Here is a 14,133-nt window from a genome sequence, read left to right as displayed (position 1 = left end):
GCCTTACTCTTTAAACGGATTGCGTGTCGCGCTGGTTTTCACCGGTGCGGCATGGGTGGCAGTCTTAGTGTCGGCAGACGGAAACGCGGGCAGAATGGCGTTATCCGCTGGCTCAATAATGCCGAGCTTTTTCTCCTCCACGCGCTGCATCTGGCGAACGCGGATCTGGTCATATTTCTCTTTCGACGCGGCGCTGTAGTTGTCGTCGTCACGCAGGACGGTGGTATGGATAAACACCATCAGGTTGCGTTTCGATGTGTCCTGCGAGGTGTAGCGGAACAGCTGGCCCACCAGCGGGATATCGCCGAGCAGCGGCACTTTGGAAACCGACTGCTTGGTGACGTTTTCCATCAGGCCGCCGAGCACCACCGTCTGGCCACTGTGGACCATCACTTCGTTATTAATGGTGCGAGTGTTGAAGGTTGGGCCGAGGCTGGCGTCTTCCGTCGCGCTGTTGTCAACGCTGGAAACTTCCTGCTCAATCTTCAGGTGGATCATGTCACCGTCGTTAATCTGCGGCACAATTTTCAGCTTGGTACCGACGGTCTTACGCTCAACGGAGTTAAAGACGTTGTCGCCGCTGGTGGTCTGCGAACCGGCAAGGACCGGCACGTCCTGGCCCACGTTAAACGACGCTTCTTTGTTATCCAGCGTGACCACGCTCGGCGTGGAGAGAATGTCGTTTTTACCGTCGGTGGAGAGCGCGGTCATCAGGGCGCCGAAGTCGCCGTTGAAGAAACCGGTCGCCAGGCCGGTGAAGCTTGCCCCCTTCATGGTGCCGTTTTTAATCTGGCTGATAGGCAGGCCGGTTGAGCCGAACTGCACGCCGCCGTGCTTGCTGGTCCACTGCACGCCGAGATCCAGGCCGTTACCGTCCTGCACTTCAGCAATGATCGCTTCCACCAGCACCTGTGGACGGCGAATGTCGAGCTTGTCGATCACCTTCTCCAGGGAGTTCATCACGTTAGGCTGCGCGGTGATCACCAGCGAGTTCGTTGACTCGTCGGCGCTAATATTCAGATCGCTGGCCGCCGTGGCGGTTTTCGACTTCGGCGCACCCGCCTTGTCTTTCAGCTGCTCGCCAATACCGGTCAGCACCGGAACCACTTTGGTGGCGCTGGCGTATTTGAGGTAGAAGACGCGGGTATTCCCCTCGTTGTTCTGCTCGCGATCCAGCTGATGGATCAGGGAACGGGTGCGCATGCGCGCATCTTCCGAACCGCTGATCACCAGGCTGTTGGTCTCGTCATCCGCTACCACCTTGGTGGCGAGCTGCGGCGCGTTCTGCCCCTTCTGCTCTTCGTTGTTGAGGTTGTTCAACATGTCGGAGAGCTCTTTGGCGGACGCAAAGCGCAGCGGCACGATTTCGCGACGCTGAATGCCGTCTCTGTCGACGCGCTGCACCAGATCCACCAGGCGGTTCACCACCGAGGCTTTCCCGGTTAACAGCAGGACGTTCGACGGCTCAAAATGCACCACGTTACCGATACCGGTGGCATCGTTCAGTTGGCGCAGCAGCGGCGCCAGCTCACGCACCGGCACGTTTTCCATGCGCACGACGCGGGTGATGATCTCATCGCCTTTGCCCGGATTTTTGCTGTCTGCCAGCGGGGCCCCGGCGGTGCGGGCTACGCTTGAGCGCACCACTTTGACCATGCCGTTGTCCATCGGGATCACCGACAGACCGTACAGGTCCAGCACGCTCAGGAAGAACTGGTAATACTCATCTTCCGTCAGCACGTTATAGGTTCTGACCGACACCGTGCCCTGAACGGACGGGTCGACGAGAATGGTTTTGTTAAGATTGCGGCCTACCGTATCGATAAACTCGCGGATATCGGTATTTTTAAAGCTCGCGCTAAAGTTAGCTGCAAGCAGCGAACTGGAATATAACGACAATGCGGTCAGCGCCACGCACGCCCAAGGAAATTTCTTCATGTCTGTACACTTGTTAATTGTTTAGAACATTAACCCGAATATTTTCAAGGTGAGCGTGACGTCTGACGACAACCTCCGCTTCTTTCATTTTCGACCAGTTGGCAATAATACTTTTTGCCTTTGCTTCATCGGTCATATCGACAGAGTTGACTTTCACAGCCACGTCGCCCTTTTCCAGCCCGGAATGGCTGAAGAACGCTGAGGCATTCCTTGGATTGATGTTGTAGCCTTCCAGTTGGCCTTTTTCGATTACTGGTTTTAACACCAGATAATCATCCAGATGCACGCTTTCCGCGCCTGCATCTTTCGTCGATTTGGTTACCGGGCCGCTGTCAACGCCGCCCTTAAAATAGTCAGGCTTATTTAACGCCAGTACCTGCGTAGCACCTTCATAATTAACCACCACATTGTCTTTGTTAATTTCCTGAATAAAGGCATCGTTAAAACCGGTCAGCGGCTCGCCTTCGCGATAGCTGCGCTGGCCTGCCGGGGTTTTAATCACCGCAAAGGAGAGCCAGGCATCGTCACTGCTGACAATTCCTTCAATTTCCGCTGCCAGCGGGGCTTTCGCGGCAGCCGGTAAGTTATCCTGACGCACCGCAGCCGTGAACAGAGTAAATGTCTTTTCTTCACGACGATTTTTCAGCGGCTGTTCATCAGATTTAGCCAACTTATTCGTAACTTTTTTATAATCTTTAAACGTCAGATAGCCTTGCTGGCCGCAAAAAATTAACAGCACAAACATAATACAAGGCGTTATCCACCGTGACAGAAATGAGAACCTCATTTTTCATCTGGCCTTTAACAAAGCGGAAATAAGCAGCGTCGGGCTGCGCCAATATGTGTGAAAAATAGTAATTAACTGCCGTAAATACGACCATCGACTTCGCCATTAACTTTAATAAAAAAAACTATTGACCAAATAAAATCGGGATGTTAGGTCATTGCAACTGGATATTTTTACCCTGTGCGCAAATTGACCACCCTGTGGCGTTGCTTTACTTTCTCGTCCTGTTGCTATTCCTAATCAGAGACGGTAAGTCGTTATGTATCAGAGCCACTTTAAATTTAAACAACCGCCATTCAGAACAATCACGGGTTTCTCCGGCGATTTTCTGGTGCCTTATCATCAGGACGTATTCAACCTGCTGAAAGAGAAAAGCCAGGTGGCGGGAATTATCGGGCTCTTTTGCAACGACGCACCGCTGCTGGGCCACTTCAGCGATGCGCTGAAGGCCAGCCTTCCTGGCGCCATTGCCATCAACGCGTTTCCTAAGCTGAGTGCCAGTAGCCTGCTGTACAAGCTCAACCCGGGAACGAAAGAGAGCAAGAGTCGCATTCAGGCGGTGGATGCCGTGCTGCATCAGTGGCAGGGCGGAAAAAACCGCAGCAAAACCCTGGTCATCCGTCACGCGGAAGCGATGAAGGAGACCTGCCGTGAGGTGCTGGGGATGTTGCTTACGCGTGCTCAGGAGCTGGAGTTCCGTCTGTCCATCGTGCTGATGGGCAGCGCGGATCAGGAAGCCGCCCTCTTACACCCATCTGAACTTCGCGAATATGCCCATACCCGTCATACATTGCGTCCCCTGACCTGCCGGGAATTTCTCAGCTATGTGCAGGCGCAGTGTGAAGAGCACGGGTGCGAGAATTCGCCGCTAACCCCGGCGCGCGTGCGCAAGATGCACGCGCTGACCAAAGGCAACATCAGCAAACTGAATGAACTGGCGCACCTGTCAATGCTCGCGGCCTGGACCGAACGTGCAGCGCAGGTCAGCCCGCGTCATTTACGCCTGGCGGCAGGCGAGATCCTCCCGGCAAAAAAACACGGTAAGCGCCTGGCGACCGTGGGATTGTTCGCCTCGGTTCTGTTCGCCGCCTGCGGATGGTATTTAACCGCCTCAATCAATGCAAAACTGCCGATTCAGCTTCCCGTACCGGCGAGCTGGAAACAGCAGAAGCCAAAAGCCGACGCGCCTGTCGTGCCGGTTATCGACAATGAAGTGGTTAATCAGCCGGATGCGATGCACCAGCTGTACCTGATGTGGGGGTATGACGCCTCCGCGGATGATGCGCTGTGTCAGAACGCCGGGAAGGTCAATCTGATGTGTAAACAGGGTAACGCGTCACCGGATACGCTGGCACAGGAGGGTTATCCGTGGGTCAGTGAACTCAAAACCGGTACCCATCTTAACTACGCTGTTGTCGCCCGCGTAGGCGATGACTCGATGGATCTGCTGATGAATAACCGCACCTGGCAGGTGAGCCGCAGCTGGTTTAACCAGCATGCCACCGGTAACTTTACCCAGCTGCATCGCCTGACGCCGGAAGGCAAAGATGCCATCAGCGCCGCCAGCGATGCGAAAGACATGGGCTGGCTGGATCAGGCGCTGAGTCTGGCTCTTGGCCAGCCTGAAACCCATGCTCAGACCTGGACGGCTGAGATGATGAAACGCACCCGCGAGTTCCAGCAAAAAATGCATCTGCATGTGGATGGTATTCCAGGGGAAGATACGCTGATGCAGTTAATGCGTGAAACCCATACCACGCCGAGCGTGTTGATTCAGGCCACGCATGCCACACCGGACGCCAACACGCAGGAGAAGCATTCCTAATGTCTACCATCTGTCTTGCGGCTCAGCGCAGCTACACCACCGGAGAGGCGGTCTGGTTTTCGTACCGCCTCCCCAGCCTGAGAAAAATTTGCGGTCATACTTTTTTATGGGTATTGGGTTTGTGCGCCCTGGTCATGGCGGGGCTGTACGCGCATATTTACTGGAATTTCCGCCACCCGGCCCCTGAACCGGTAAAAGCGAGCGTCGCTAAACCGGAAACGCAGCTTTCCGATATGCATTATGTGTACGTGAGTAAACCGTTCCCGCATCCGCATCCTAAACCGGCGCCGGTACGGGAAGAGATGCCGCCCATGCAGGATCTACCGATAAGCACCGATGATGCTGACTGGCAACAGGCCCCTGACAGCACCGTGCCGCAGGATGCCGGGCACGATACCTCGCGTGATACTCTGCCGGGAACCGAGGCGCACGAAAACGCCACCGCGTCGTCGGGAAGTGAGGATGCTTCGTTAGCCGAATTGTTTAAGCAGGCGTTGAAAGAACAAGAGCAGGATTATTCTCAAGGCAAAATTCCCGCGCCGCCGGTTGACGAAACGCAGGATCAATCGCAAAGCAGTTTGTTGCATAACGATAACGTCCAGTCTCCTTTGAGTAAAAAAGGAGACCGGCTGGAGTAGTTAATATTTTTCAGGCAGCGTAGTGAGGTTAAGCAGACGACCTTTCTCTACCACAATATATTGACCTTTTTTCAGGTCGGAGAGGATTTTAATAATGGTACTGCGGGCCAGGTTGGTATATTCCTGAATATAGTCATAGATATTAATATCGCGCTGTTGGTGAACAATCAGCTCATTAATTTCGTAGAGGAATTCGCGGACCACAGAATAGGCGCTACGGGCGACCAGAACATCATCGCGTTTGCTCAGCAGGCAGATGTACCAGGAGAGCACTTTGGTCAATTCAGGCCACAGGTTTTTCTCGGTCATAAGCTGCGCGAAGGCCTCTTTTTTGATGCTGCGTACCACAGTGTTTGCGCGGACCAGGCCGTACATATGGGCTGACTGATAGAAAATAGCGGACAGGCCAAACACGCACTGTCCGGTGACGGTAAACATGCAGAGTTCGTCTGATTCACGACGGAATTCGACTTCGCCGCTGACGATAATATGAATATACTGAGAGTCAGCCGTGGAAATTTTCTGCCATTTCTTTAAGGTTTTCTCTTCAAAACCTTCAGTGGCAGAAATAATGGCTTCCATTTCAGGTTGTGGACGTAATTTTTTACCGTAAATGCTTAACATTGTTATACCCATTTAAGATTAGATTTATTAGACATAGCATGGCCGCGGTATTAAAACCGAAAACCAACAATCTTTTCCTGATGAAAGGCTCAAGGAGAAAATAATAACGCCTGCCGCCAGCAATATTTTTTTGATTTACTTAGCAAGCTATGTGTCTATCTTAAATCCGGATAATTTTAAGTCAATTTACTAAAAATGAATTGAGTTTGTACTTAAGATTAATCTCAAGCACAAATAAGGGGAAAACGTGCATTCGGGCGCAAACCGAAGGTTTACCCCTGCCCGTATTTCTCTAAAAGGGCTTCTGCAATGGCCATCGTTTCCACATCCGCGACGCCGTTCCATACCTGCGGGCGATAGTGCATCTGGAAGGCGGTGATAACGCGTTGCTGCTGCTGATCCGTGGCGTTGTCCGGCACCTCATAGCCATAGCGCATCAGCAGATCGAGCAGGGCTGCACGATCTACCTCCTGATAGCGCGGACGACCATTGATATAGAAGTTCACGCGCCCGGCATCGGGCCAGGCCCCAATCCCCTGCTTCGCCAGCGCCTGCCAGGGAAACAGCGGGCCGGGATCGTCCTTACGCTGGGGCGCGATATCAGCATGCGCCACCACGTTCTGCGGTTTGATGTCGTACCGGGCGATAATGTCTTTCGCCAGCGGGATAAGCGCCGCGATTTGCGCGGACTCAAACGGGGCGAAAACTTTCACACCGTCGCGCTTCTGCCAGCCGCGGTTCTCCAGCTCAATGCCGACAGACGTGTCATTGATCCGGTTGGTGCCGCGCCAGAAGCTGATCCCGGCATGCCAGGCCAGCTCGCTCTCCGGCACCAGTTGCCAGATGCGCGGTTTGCCGTCCGGCGTCGGCGGTTTTGCGGGGATGAGATAGTGGGAACTGACGTTTTTGTCGGTTAAGGTCGCAAGCGAGGTGTCGAAGTCGTCGGCGGTGTAGTGGATCACCAGCACCTTTATCCGCGGATAGGCCGCCTGCGCCTGATGGCGGGTATCCAGCTCGTAGGCACCTTTATCAACAATGCCTTTTTCCTGGGCGCATCCTGCCAGCAACATCGCCAGCAGGAACGTTGAAAGCGAGCGCTTCATCGACGGGTTTTCACCGCCGTGCCGCTTACGCTCACCATCAGCATGCTCGAATCTTTGCCGACGGTTTCATAATCAATATCGATTCCTACAACGGCATCTGCGCCCAGCGCTTTGGCCTGCTCGCCCAGCTCCTTAAACGCAATTTCGCGCGCTTTACGCAGCTCTTTTTCGTACGCGCCGGAGCGTCCACCGACGATGTCACGAATCCCGGCAAAGAAATCCCGGAAAATGTTCGCGCCCAGAATCGCTTCGCCGGTGACCACGCCGCAATACTCGGTAATGGTCTGTCCTTCCAGGGTTGGCGTTGTTGAAAACTGCATACTTTCTCTCCTTCTTTAGCGTTCAATGCGTTAGCAACAGCATTATCGGTTCGTTACGCTATGATTGAAAGGATAGTTAATAAATAAGGAAATCAACATGCGCTACTCTGCTTTAACACTTTTAGTGCCCTGCGCGCTGGTGCTCAGCGCCTGTACTACCACGGTCACGCCAGCCTTTAAGGATATCGGTACCCGCAGCGGCCCCTGCATAGACGGCGGCCCGGATACCGTGGCGCAACAGTTCTATGATTACCGCATTCAGCATCGCGGAAATGATCTCACCGCCCTGCGCCCGTACCTGAGCGATAATCTTGCAAAACTGCTCAACGATGCCACTCGCGATCCGCAGCATAACGCCCTGCTGAAATCCGATCCGTTCTCCAGCCGCACCACGCTGCCGGACAGCGCCGAGGTGGCCAGCGCGTCAACCATCCCGAACACCGATGCGCGGAACATTCCGCTGCGCGTGAAGCTGACCCAGGGAACCCAAACCTGGCAGGACGAAGTGCTGATGATCCGTGAAGGCCAGTGCTGGGCGGTGGACGATGTGCGCTATATCGGCGGCAGCGTTCATGCCCCGGCCGGCACGCTGCGCCAGTCGATTGAGAACCGCTAGATCATTAGTGATAAAAATGTTACCCCCGTAAAATGTCCGGCATTTCACGCGGAATGCCGACATTTATACTCGCCGACCTTGCCGTTCGCTATTTTGTGCTATGTTTAAGAGGAAATGCGGGTTATATTTAACTTTTAACGCAGAAATATTGCATAACTATTCTGTCAACGGTACTATCTGCGGCCTCAATTGCTATAGATTGCCTGGATGAGTAAAGACTGCCCCGATGAGTATTAAACTAAACGGCATTAACTGCTTCTACGGCGCACACCAGGCGCTGTTTGACATCACGCTGAACTGCCCGGAAGGCGAAACGCTGGTTTTACTTGGCCCAAGCGGTGCAGGCAAAAGCTCCCTTCTGCGCGTCCTTAATCTGCTTGAAATGCCCCGTTCCGGTACGCTGGCTATCGCCGGTAACCATTTTGATTTCGCGAAAACCCCGTCAGATAAAGCTATACGCGAACTGCGTCAAAACGTCGGCATGGTCTTCCAGCAATACAATCTCTGGCCGCACCTGACGGTGCTGCAAAACCTGATTGAAGCCCCGTGCCGCGTGCTGGGGTTAAGCAAAGATCAGGCCATCGCGCGTGCTGAAAAGCTGCTGGAGCGTCTGCGCCTTAAGCCCTACAGCGACCGCTATCCGCTGCACCTCTCAGGGGGTCAGCAGCAGCGCGTGGCGATTGCCCGCGCGCTGATGATGGAACCCGCGGTACTGCTGTTTGATGAGCCGACCGCGGCGCTGGACCCGGAAATCACCGCCCAGATCGTCAGCATCATTCGCGAGCTGGCGGAAACCAATATTACGCAGGTCATTGTTACCCACGAAGTGGAAGTGGCGCGTAAAACCGCCAGCCGTGTGGTCTACATGGAAAACGGGTATATCGTTGAGCAAGGTGACGCGAGCTGCTTCGCGAACCCGCAAACCGATGCCTTCAAAAACTATTTATCTCATTGATTGTGTCAGGGGAAATATAATGAAAAAAGTATTACTTGCCGTGCTGCTTGCTGGCGTTACCCTTTCCGCTACCGCAGCCCAGACCATTCGTTTCGCCACGGAAGCCTCCTACCCTCCGTTTGAGTCCATTGATGCGAACAACAAAATTGTTGGCTTCGACGTAGACCTGGCAAACGCCCTGTGTAAAGAGATCGACGCAACCTGTACCTTCAGCAATCAGGCGTTCGACAGCCTGATCCCAAGCCTGAAGTTCCGCCGTATTGACGCCGTCATGGCCGGTATGGACATCACTCCTGAGCGCGAAAAGCAGGTGCTGTTCACCACCCCTTACTACGACAACTCCGCCCTGTTTATTGGTCAGAAAGGTAAATTCACCTCTGTCGATCAGCTGAAAGGCAAGAAAGTCGGCGTGCAGAACGGCACCACGCACCAGAAGTTCATCATGGATAAACATCCGGAAATCACCACCGTTCCGTACGACAGCTACCAGAACGCGAAGCTGGATCTGCAGAATGGCCGTATCGACGGGGTATTTGGTGATACCGCTGTCGTGACCGAGTGGCTGAAAGCCAACGACAAACTGGCGCCAGTGGGCGACAAAGTGACCGATAAAGATTACTTCGGTACCGGTCTGGGGATTGCCGTTCGTCAGGGCAACACCGAGCTGCAGCAGAAATTCAACGCTGCGCTGGAAAAAGTGAAGAAAGACGGCACCTACGAAACCATCTACAAAAAATGGTTCCAGAAGTAATTCCTGATGAATGAAATTTTTCCTTTAGCAAGCGCCGCCGGGATGACCGTCGGCCTTGCCGTTTGCGCACTGATTATCGGCCTGGTGCTGGCGATGTTCTTTGCGGTGTGGGAATCAGCAAAATGGTTCCCCGTCGCCTGGGCGGGCTCCGCGCTGGTCACCGTACTGCGTGGGCTACCGGAAATTCTGGTGGTCCTGTTCATCTATTTCGGCTCCTCACAGCTGCTGCTCACGCTGTCGGACGGCTTCACGATCAATCTCGGCTTTGCGCAGATACCGGTGCAGATGCAGATTGACAACTTTGACGTCAGCCCGTTCCTCTGCGGCGTGATTGCCCTCTCCCTGCTCTACTCCGCGTACGCGTCGCAAACCCTGCGCGGTGCGCTGAAAGCGGTACCGCAGGGGCAGTGGGAATCCGGTCAGGCGCTGGGCATGTCGAAAGCAGCGATCTTCTTCCGTCTGGTGATGCCGCAGATGTGGCGCCACGCCCTGCCGGGCCTGGGCAACCAGTGGCTGGTATTGCTGAAAGATACCGCGCTGGTGAGTCTGATCAGCGTGAACGATTTGATGCTGCAAACCAAAAGCATCGCCACCCGTACTCAGGAGCCATTTACCTGGTACATCGTGGCGGCGGCTATCTACCTGGTAATCACGCTGCTCAGTCAGTACATCCTCAAGCGTATTGACCTGCGTGCGACGCGCTTTGAACGGAGACCAGGCTGATGCTTGAATATTTCCCGGAGCTGATGAAAGGGCTGCACACCAGCCTGACGCTGACCGTGGCGTCCATCATTGTGGCGCTGATCCTGGCGCTCATCTTCACCATCATCCTGACGCTGAAAACGCCGGTGCTGGTGTGGATCGTGCGCGGTTACATCACCCTGTTTACCGGTACGCCGCTGCTGGTGCAGATCTTCCTGATTTACTACGGACCGGGCCAGTTCCCGTCACTGCAGGCGTATCCGGTTATCTGGCACCTGCTCTCTGAGCCGTGGCTCTGCGCTCTGATTGCCCTTTCGCTGAACAGCGCGGCCTATACCACCCAGCTGTTTTACGGGGCGATCCGTGCCATCCCGGAAGGACAATGGCAGTCCTGCGGGGCGCTGGGCATGAGCAAAAAAGACACGCTGGCGATCCTGCTGCCGTACGCCTTCAAGCGCGCGCTCTCCTCTTACTCTAACGAAGTGGTGCTGGTGTTTAAGAGTACTTCTCTGGCCTACACCATCACCCTGATGGAAGTGATGGGTCACGGGCAGCTGCTGTACGGGCGCACCTATGACGTGATGGTGTTCGGCGCGGCCGGCGTGGTCTATCTGGTGGTGAACGGTCTGCTGACGCTGATGATGCGACTGATTGAGCGTAAAGCGTTAGCGTTTGAGCGCAGAAATTAATCACGCGAGTGCATAAAATGTAATTACCAGAGCGGATAACCCGATGGCTTATCCGCTTTTTTTTATACCACATACAATATTTAATCATATTTATTGCATATAAATTCATTAACTGGCATTGTACATCCATGCCGCAGACACGGCGCATAATGACAAGATAGACAGACGGGAGCATTACAATGAAAAAGTTAGTTCTGGCCGCACTACTCGCCACCTTCGCCGCTGGCGCATCCGCTGCTGATAAAATCAATTTTGGCGTTTCGGCCACCTATCCGCCGTTTGAATCGCTGGACGCCAGCAATCAGATCGTCGGTTTCGATATCGACCTGGCGAAAGCCCTGTGCAAGCAGATGCAGGCCGACTGCACCTTTACCAACCATGCCTTCGACAGCCTGATCCCGTCGCTGAAATTCAAGAAATACGATGCGGTGATCTCCGGGATGGACATCACGCCGGAGCGCAGCAAGCAGGTCGCGTTCACCGACCCGTACTACGCCAACTCGGCGGTGGTGATTGCGAAGAAAGGGGCTTATAAATCCTTTGACGAGCTGAAAGGCAAACGCATCGGGATGGAAAATGGCACCACGCACCAGAAATACCTGCAGGACAAACATCCTGAAGTGAAAACCGTGGCCTATGACAGCTACCAGAACGCGATTATCGACCTGAAAAACGGCCGTATCGACGGCGTATTCGGCGACACCGCAGTGGTGAACGAATGGCTGAAAACCAACCCGCAGCTGGGTACGGCAACGGAAAAAGTGACCGATCCGCAGTACTTCGGCACGGGCCTCGGCATCGCGGTACGCCCGGATAACAAAGCCCTGCTGGAAAAACTGAACGGCGCGCTGAAGGCGATTAAAGCAGACGGCACGTACCAGAAAATCAGCGAGCAGTGGTTCCCGCAGTAATCTCTTTTTGCCGGGTGGTCTGGCCTACGGGGGTGGTCTGTAGGCCGGGTAAGCGCAGCGCCACCCGGCAATTTCTCACAGCGGCACAAAGAACCTGAACCGCGCCCCGCTCACGGACTCCATCAGCCTGATCCCGCCGCCGTGCAGCTCCAGCATTCGCTTAACGATTAACAGCCCTAACCCGCCGCGGTTCTCCCGCGATGCCTGGGTATTCAGCGCCGAAGGCCGCTGGAACAGATCGTCGCGCAGCGAGGCATCCACGCCCGTTCCGGAGTCTGCCACTTCAACCTGAAGCCGTTCATTCTCCTGCCACACCGCCAGACGAATTTCCCCGCCAGTGGGCGTATGACGCATCGCATTATCGAGCAGGTTGGTCACCACGCGCTCGATCATCGACACATCAGCGTTTATCAGGGGCAGCGGCCCCGGCACGTCAATATGCAGATTCACCTCGCGCGTGCGGGCGGTAAGCTCAAACTTCTGCGCCACGTCGGAGATCAGCTCTCCCATCGCGAAACGCTCGCGCTGCGGCTTAATGCCGCCGTGCTCAAGGCGCGCCAGCTCGAAAAGCTGCTGGGAAAGATGTCGTACCTTTTGTCCCTGACGCAGCGCGGTGGCGAGATACTGCTGGTGCTCCTGCGGCGTCAGGGTGGCGGATTTGAGCGACAGGGTTTCAAGATAGCCCAGCAGCGAGGTCAGCGGCGTACGAAGATCGTGCGAAATGTTGGCGATAAACTCCCGGCGCTGGCGATCGCTGTCGGCCAGCTGGTCCCACTGGCGGGTAATTTTCCGCGCCAGCTCGATGAAACTGTTGCGCAGGAGCGCCACTTCGTCATTGGCCGCGGCATCCGGCGGCTGTGCTGCGAGCAGCCTGATTGCGCTAATGCTGTCCTGCTCCAGGCCGGTGACCTCTTCCGTCAGGCGCTTAACCGGACGCGTTACCCAGTACCAGACCAGCAGACCCGCCAGCAGGCCAAACAGCGCGACCCACAGCAATGACCAGAGCACCGTGCTCCAGAGCGCCTTATGCCAGGCCATTTCCGCCAGCGCGTTCGACTCCTCGCCCTGCAAAATAATGTACAGGTAGCCCTTAAGCTCGCCGTCCTGCCGCAGCGGCGTGGCGCTGAACACTTTTTTATTTTGACTGCGCGGATCGTCGCCCAGTACCGGTATGGCGGTACCGCTCAGGAAGGTCTGAACCGGTGCCAGGTCGATTTTTTGCCGCTGAATATGGCCCGGCGGTGCGGCATCGGCCAGGATTTCGCCGTCCGGCGAGATAACGTACAGTTCAACGCTCGGGTTGAAGGTCATCAGCCGGTCGAACAGCGGCTTCAGCGCGGTGCGGTCAACCCTGCCCTGCGCGTCCAGAATCGGTTCCCGCTGGACAATCTGCTGCGCCAGGCCGCCCGACAACCGCTGCACCATCGCGTTGCCGTACTGCATACTGCTGTAGAGCTGTACCGCGCAGGCGACGGTAGCGCAGAGCATCATCAGCAGGACAAACAGCAGCGTCAGGCGCTGGCTCAGGCTAAAGCGGCGCATCATGGTTTGGCTCCGCAAATTTGTAACCCTTGCCCCAGACGGTGCGAATTATCTCCGGCTCGGCGGCGTCCTTCTCAATCTTGATGCGCAGGCGGTTGATATGGGTGTTGACGGTGTGCTCGTAGCCTTCGTGCTGATAGCCCCACACCTGCTCCAGCAGCGCCAGACGGGAAAACACCTCGCCGGGATGGCGGGCGAAGAAGTACAGCAGTTCGAATTCGCGCGGGGTGAGATCCACCACCTGGCCGTGAAGCAGCACGCTGCGCGCCAGAGGATCGATCGTCAGGCCGTGGGCCTGAATTTGCCCGTCAGCCTGCGCCTGCCCCATTGCCTGCTGGCGGCGGAACAGCGCTTTGATGCGGGCAATCAGTTCCTGCACTGAAAAGGGTTTTGCCAGATAATCATCGGCGCCGGTTTCCAGCCCGGTGATGCGGTCGGTTTCGCTGCTGCGGGCGCTGATGATGATCACCGGCAGGTAGCGGGTCATCTGGCGGATGCGGCGGCAGATCTCCAGGCCGTCAACGTTGGGCAGCATCAGGTCGAGGATCACCGCATCCCACGGCTGTTTTTCAAGGCGCTGCAGGGCGTTGCCCCCGTCGGGCTCGTGGGTGATGGCGTAGCCTTCGTCTTCTAAGTTGAGCCGCAGAAGCGCCGCGATATCGTGGTCGTCTTCCACCAGCAGGATCTGCTTCATGGGTAAGCCTTTATTCATCTCTTATGACGTAAGCTTAC

15 protein-coding genes are annotated in these 14,133 nt (G+C 55.4%); 8 read left to right on the top strand and 7 right to left on the bottom strand.

What is annotated here, in order from left to right; genetic code table 11:
- Positions 1 to 3: 3 nt before the first annotated feature.
- Positions 4 to 1,938 (bottom strand): type II secretion system secretin GspD, encoded by a 1,935-nt coding sequence (gene gspD / locus IM284_RS01275; RefSeq protein ID WP_048959671.1) that lies wholly within the window; start codon positions 1,936 to 1,938, stop codon positions 4 to 6.
- Between the two features lie 13 nt (positions 1,939 to 1,951).
- Positions 1,952 to 2,683, bottom strand: a complete 732-nt coding sequence (gene gspC / locus IM284_RS01270) for a type II secretion system protein GspC (protein ID WP_041910664.1) — start codon at positions 2,681 to 2,683, stop codon at positions 1,952 to 1,954.
- Positions 2,684 to 2,984: 301 nt separating this feature from the next.
- Here gspC and IM284_RS01265 point away from each other — a divergent pair, with 301 nt between their 5' ends.
- Both IM284_RS01265 and IM284_RS01260 read left to right on the top strand, forming a co-directional pair.
- Positions 2,985 to 4,550 (top strand): ExeA family protein, encoded by a 1,566-nt coding sequence (locus tag IM284_RS01265; protein ID WP_047368186.1) that lies wholly within the window; start codon positions 2,985 to 2,987, stop codon positions 4,548 to 4,550.
- Positions 4,550 to 5,188: a hypothetical protein gene (locus IM284_RS01260; protein ID WP_047368185.1), complete on the top strand. Its 639-nt coding sequence runs from the start codon at positions 4,550 to 4,552 to the stop codon at positions 5,186 to 5,188. Before IM284_RS01265 ends, IM284_RS01260 begins: the two co-directional genes overlap by 1 nt.
- Here IM284_RS01260 and IM284_RS01255 read toward each other — a convergent pair whose 3' ends face one another.
- From IM284_RS01255 to IM284_RS01245, 3 genes are all read right to left on the bottom strand, one after another.
- On the bottom strand, positions 5,189 to 5,812 hold the full coding sequence (locus IM284_RS01255; protein ID WP_028012518.1) for a helix-turn-helix domain-containing protein: 624 nt from the start codon (positions 5,810 to 5,812) through the stop codon (positions 5,189 to 5,191).
- Between the two features lie 272 nt (positions 5,813 to 6,084).
- A complete protein-coding gene (locus IM284_RS01250) occupies positions 6,085 to 6,915 on the bottom strand; it encodes an N-acetylmuramoyl-L-alanine amidase (RefSeq protein WP_047368184.1) in 831 nt (276 codons plus the stop codon).
- Positions 6,912 to 7,235 carry a heavy metal-binding domain-containing protein gene (locus tag IM284_RS01245; protein ID WP_028012516.1) on the bottom strand — a complete coding sequence of 108 codons (324 nt, stop codon included), beginning with the start codon at positions 7,233 to 7,235 and terminating at the stop codon, positions 6,912 to 6,914. The genes IM284_RS01250 and IM284_RS01245 overlap by 4 nt, the downstream gene beginning before the upstream one ends.
- 97 nt (positions 7,236 to 7,332) lie before the next feature.
- Here IM284_RS01245 and IM284_RS01240 point away from each other — a divergent pair, with 97 nt between their 5' ends.
- The 6 genes from IM284_RS01240 to artJ all read left to right on the top strand — a co-directional run bounded on the left by IM284_RS01240 (position 7,333) and on the right by artJ (position 11,859).
- The gene (locus tag IM284_RS01240; protein WP_028012515.1) at positions 7,333 to 7,851 is read left to right on the top strand and encodes a lipoprotein; all 519 of its coding nucleotides are present in this window, start codon (positions 7,333 to 7,335) and stop codon (positions 7,849 to 7,851) included.
- Between the two features lie 226 nt (positions 7,852 to 8,077).
- Entirely contained in the window at positions 8,078 to 8,806 is a 729-nt protein-coding gene (gene artP / locus IM284_RS01235) for an arginine ABC transporter ATP-binding protein ArtP (protein WP_008500030.1), read from the top strand.
- Between the two features lie 19 nt (positions 8,807 to 8,825).
- The gene (artI, locus tag IM284_RS01230; protein ID WP_008500032.1) at positions 8,826 to 9,557 is read left to right on the top strand and encodes an arginine ABC transporter substrate-binding protein ArtI; all 732 of its coding nucleotides are present in this window, start codon (positions 8,826 to 8,828) and stop codon (positions 9,555 to 9,557) included.
- A gap of 6 nt (positions 9,558 to 9,563) precedes the next feature.
- Entirely contained in the window at positions 9,564 to 10,280 is a 717-nt protein-coding gene (gene artQ / locus IM284_RS01225) for an arginine ABC transporter permease ArtQ (protein ID WP_028012514.1), read from the top strand.
- Positions 10,280 to 10,948, top strand: a complete 669-nt coding sequence (gene artM / locus IM284_RS01220; protein ID WP_028012513.1) for an arginine ABC transporter permease ArtM — start codon at positions 10,280 to 10,282, stop codon at positions 10,946 to 10,948. The genes artQ and artM overlap by 1 nt, the downstream gene beginning before the upstream one ends.
- Before the next feature lie 179 nt (positions 10,949 to 11,127).
- Positions 11,128 to 11,859, top strand: coding sequence for an arginine ABC transporter substrate-binding protein ArtJ (artJ, locus tag IM284_RS01215; protein WP_015571008.1), 732 nt, complete (start codon positions 11,128 to 11,130; stop codon positions 11,857 to 11,859).
- A 75-nt stretch (positions 11,860 to 11,934) separates the two neighbouring features.
- Here the strand turns inward: artJ and IM284_RS01210 are convergent, their stop codons facing one another.
- Both IM284_RS01210 and IM284_RS01205 read right to left on the bottom strand, forming a co-directional pair.
- Positions 11,935 to 13,404, bottom strand: a complete 1,470-nt coding sequence (locus IM284_RS01210) for an ATP-binding protein (RefSeq protein ID WP_047368183.1) — start codon at positions 13,402 to 13,404, stop codon at positions 11,935 to 11,937.
- Positions 13,388 to 14,095 (bottom strand): response regulator transcription factor, encoded by a 708-nt coding sequence (locus IM284_RS01205; RefSeq protein ID WP_041912037.1) that lies wholly within the window; start codon positions 14,093 to 14,095, stop codon positions 13,388 to 13,390. The genes IM284_RS01210 and IM284_RS01205 overlap by 17 nt, the downstream gene beginning before the upstream one ends.
- Between the last annotated feature and the right edge of the window lie 38 nt (positions 14,096 to 14,133).

Source organism: Enterobacter cloacae complex sp. P12RS (assembly GCF_014895875.1).
Classification (GTDB): Bacteria; Pseudomonadota; Gammaproteobacteria; order Enterobacterales; family Enterobacteriaceae; genus Enterobacter; species Enterobacter bugandensis.
This window is presented reverse-complemented; position numbering and strand designations above follow the sequence as displayed.

Bases quoted from the DNA above. Each gene is read 5' to 3' on its own strand.
- gspD (WP_048959671.1), bottom strand. From the start codon at position 1,938: ATGAAGAAATTTCCTTGGGCGTGCGTGGCGCTGACCGCATTGTCGTTA.
- gspC (WP_041910664.1), bottom strand. From the start codon at position 2,683: ATGTTTGTGCTGTTAATTTTTTGCGGCCAGCAAGGCTATCTGACGTTT.
- IM284_RS01265 (WP_047368186.1), top strand. From the start codon at position 2,985: ATGTATCAGAGCCACTTTAAATTTAAACAACCGCCATTCAGAACAATC.
- IM284_RS01260 (WP_047368185.1), top strand. From the start codon at position 4,550: ATGTCTACCATCTGTCTTGCGGCTCAGCGCAGCTACACCACCGGAGAG.
- IM284_RS01255 (WP_028012518.1), bottom strand. From the start codon at position 5,812: ATGTTAAGCATTTACGGTAAAAAATTACGTCCACAACCTGAAATGGAA.
- IM284_RS01250 (WP_047368184.1), bottom strand. From the start codon at position 6,915: ATGAAGCGCTCGCTTTCAACGTTCCTGCTGGCGATGTTGCTGGCAGGA.
- IM284_RS01245 (WP_028012516.1), bottom strand. From the start codon at position 7,235: ATGCAGTTTTCAACAACGCCAACCCTGGAAGGACAGACCATTACCGAG.
- IM284_RS01240 (WP_028012515.1), top strand. From the start codon at position 7,333: ATGCGCTACTCTGCTTTAACACTTTTAGTGCCCTGCGCGCTGGTGCTC.
- artP (WP_008500030.1), top strand. From the start codon at position 8,078: ATGAGTATTAAACTAAACGGCATTAACTGCTTCTACGGCGCACACCAG.
- artI (WP_008500032.1), top strand. From the start codon at position 8,826: ATGAAAAAAGTATTACTTGCCGTGCTGCTTGCTGGCGTTACCCTTTCC.
- artQ (WP_028012514.1), top strand. From the start codon at position 9,564: ATGAATGAAATTTTTCCTTTAGCAAGCGCCGCCGGGATGACCGTCGGC.
- artM (WP_028012513.1), top strand. From the start codon at position 10,280: ATGCTTGAATATTTCCCGGAGCTGATGAAAGGGCTGCACACCAGCCTG.
- artJ (WP_015571008.1), top strand. From the start codon at position 11,128: ATGAAAAAGTTAGTTCTGGCCGCACTACTCGCCACCTTCGCCGCTGGC.
- IM284_RS01210 (WP_047368183.1), bottom strand. From the start codon at position 13,404: ATGATGCGCCGCTTTAGCCTGAGCCAGCGCCTGACGCTGCTGTTTGTC.
- IM284_RS01205 (WP_041912037.1), bottom strand. From the start codon at position 14,095: ATGAAGCAGATCCTGCTGGTGGAAGACGACCACGATATCGCGGCGCTT.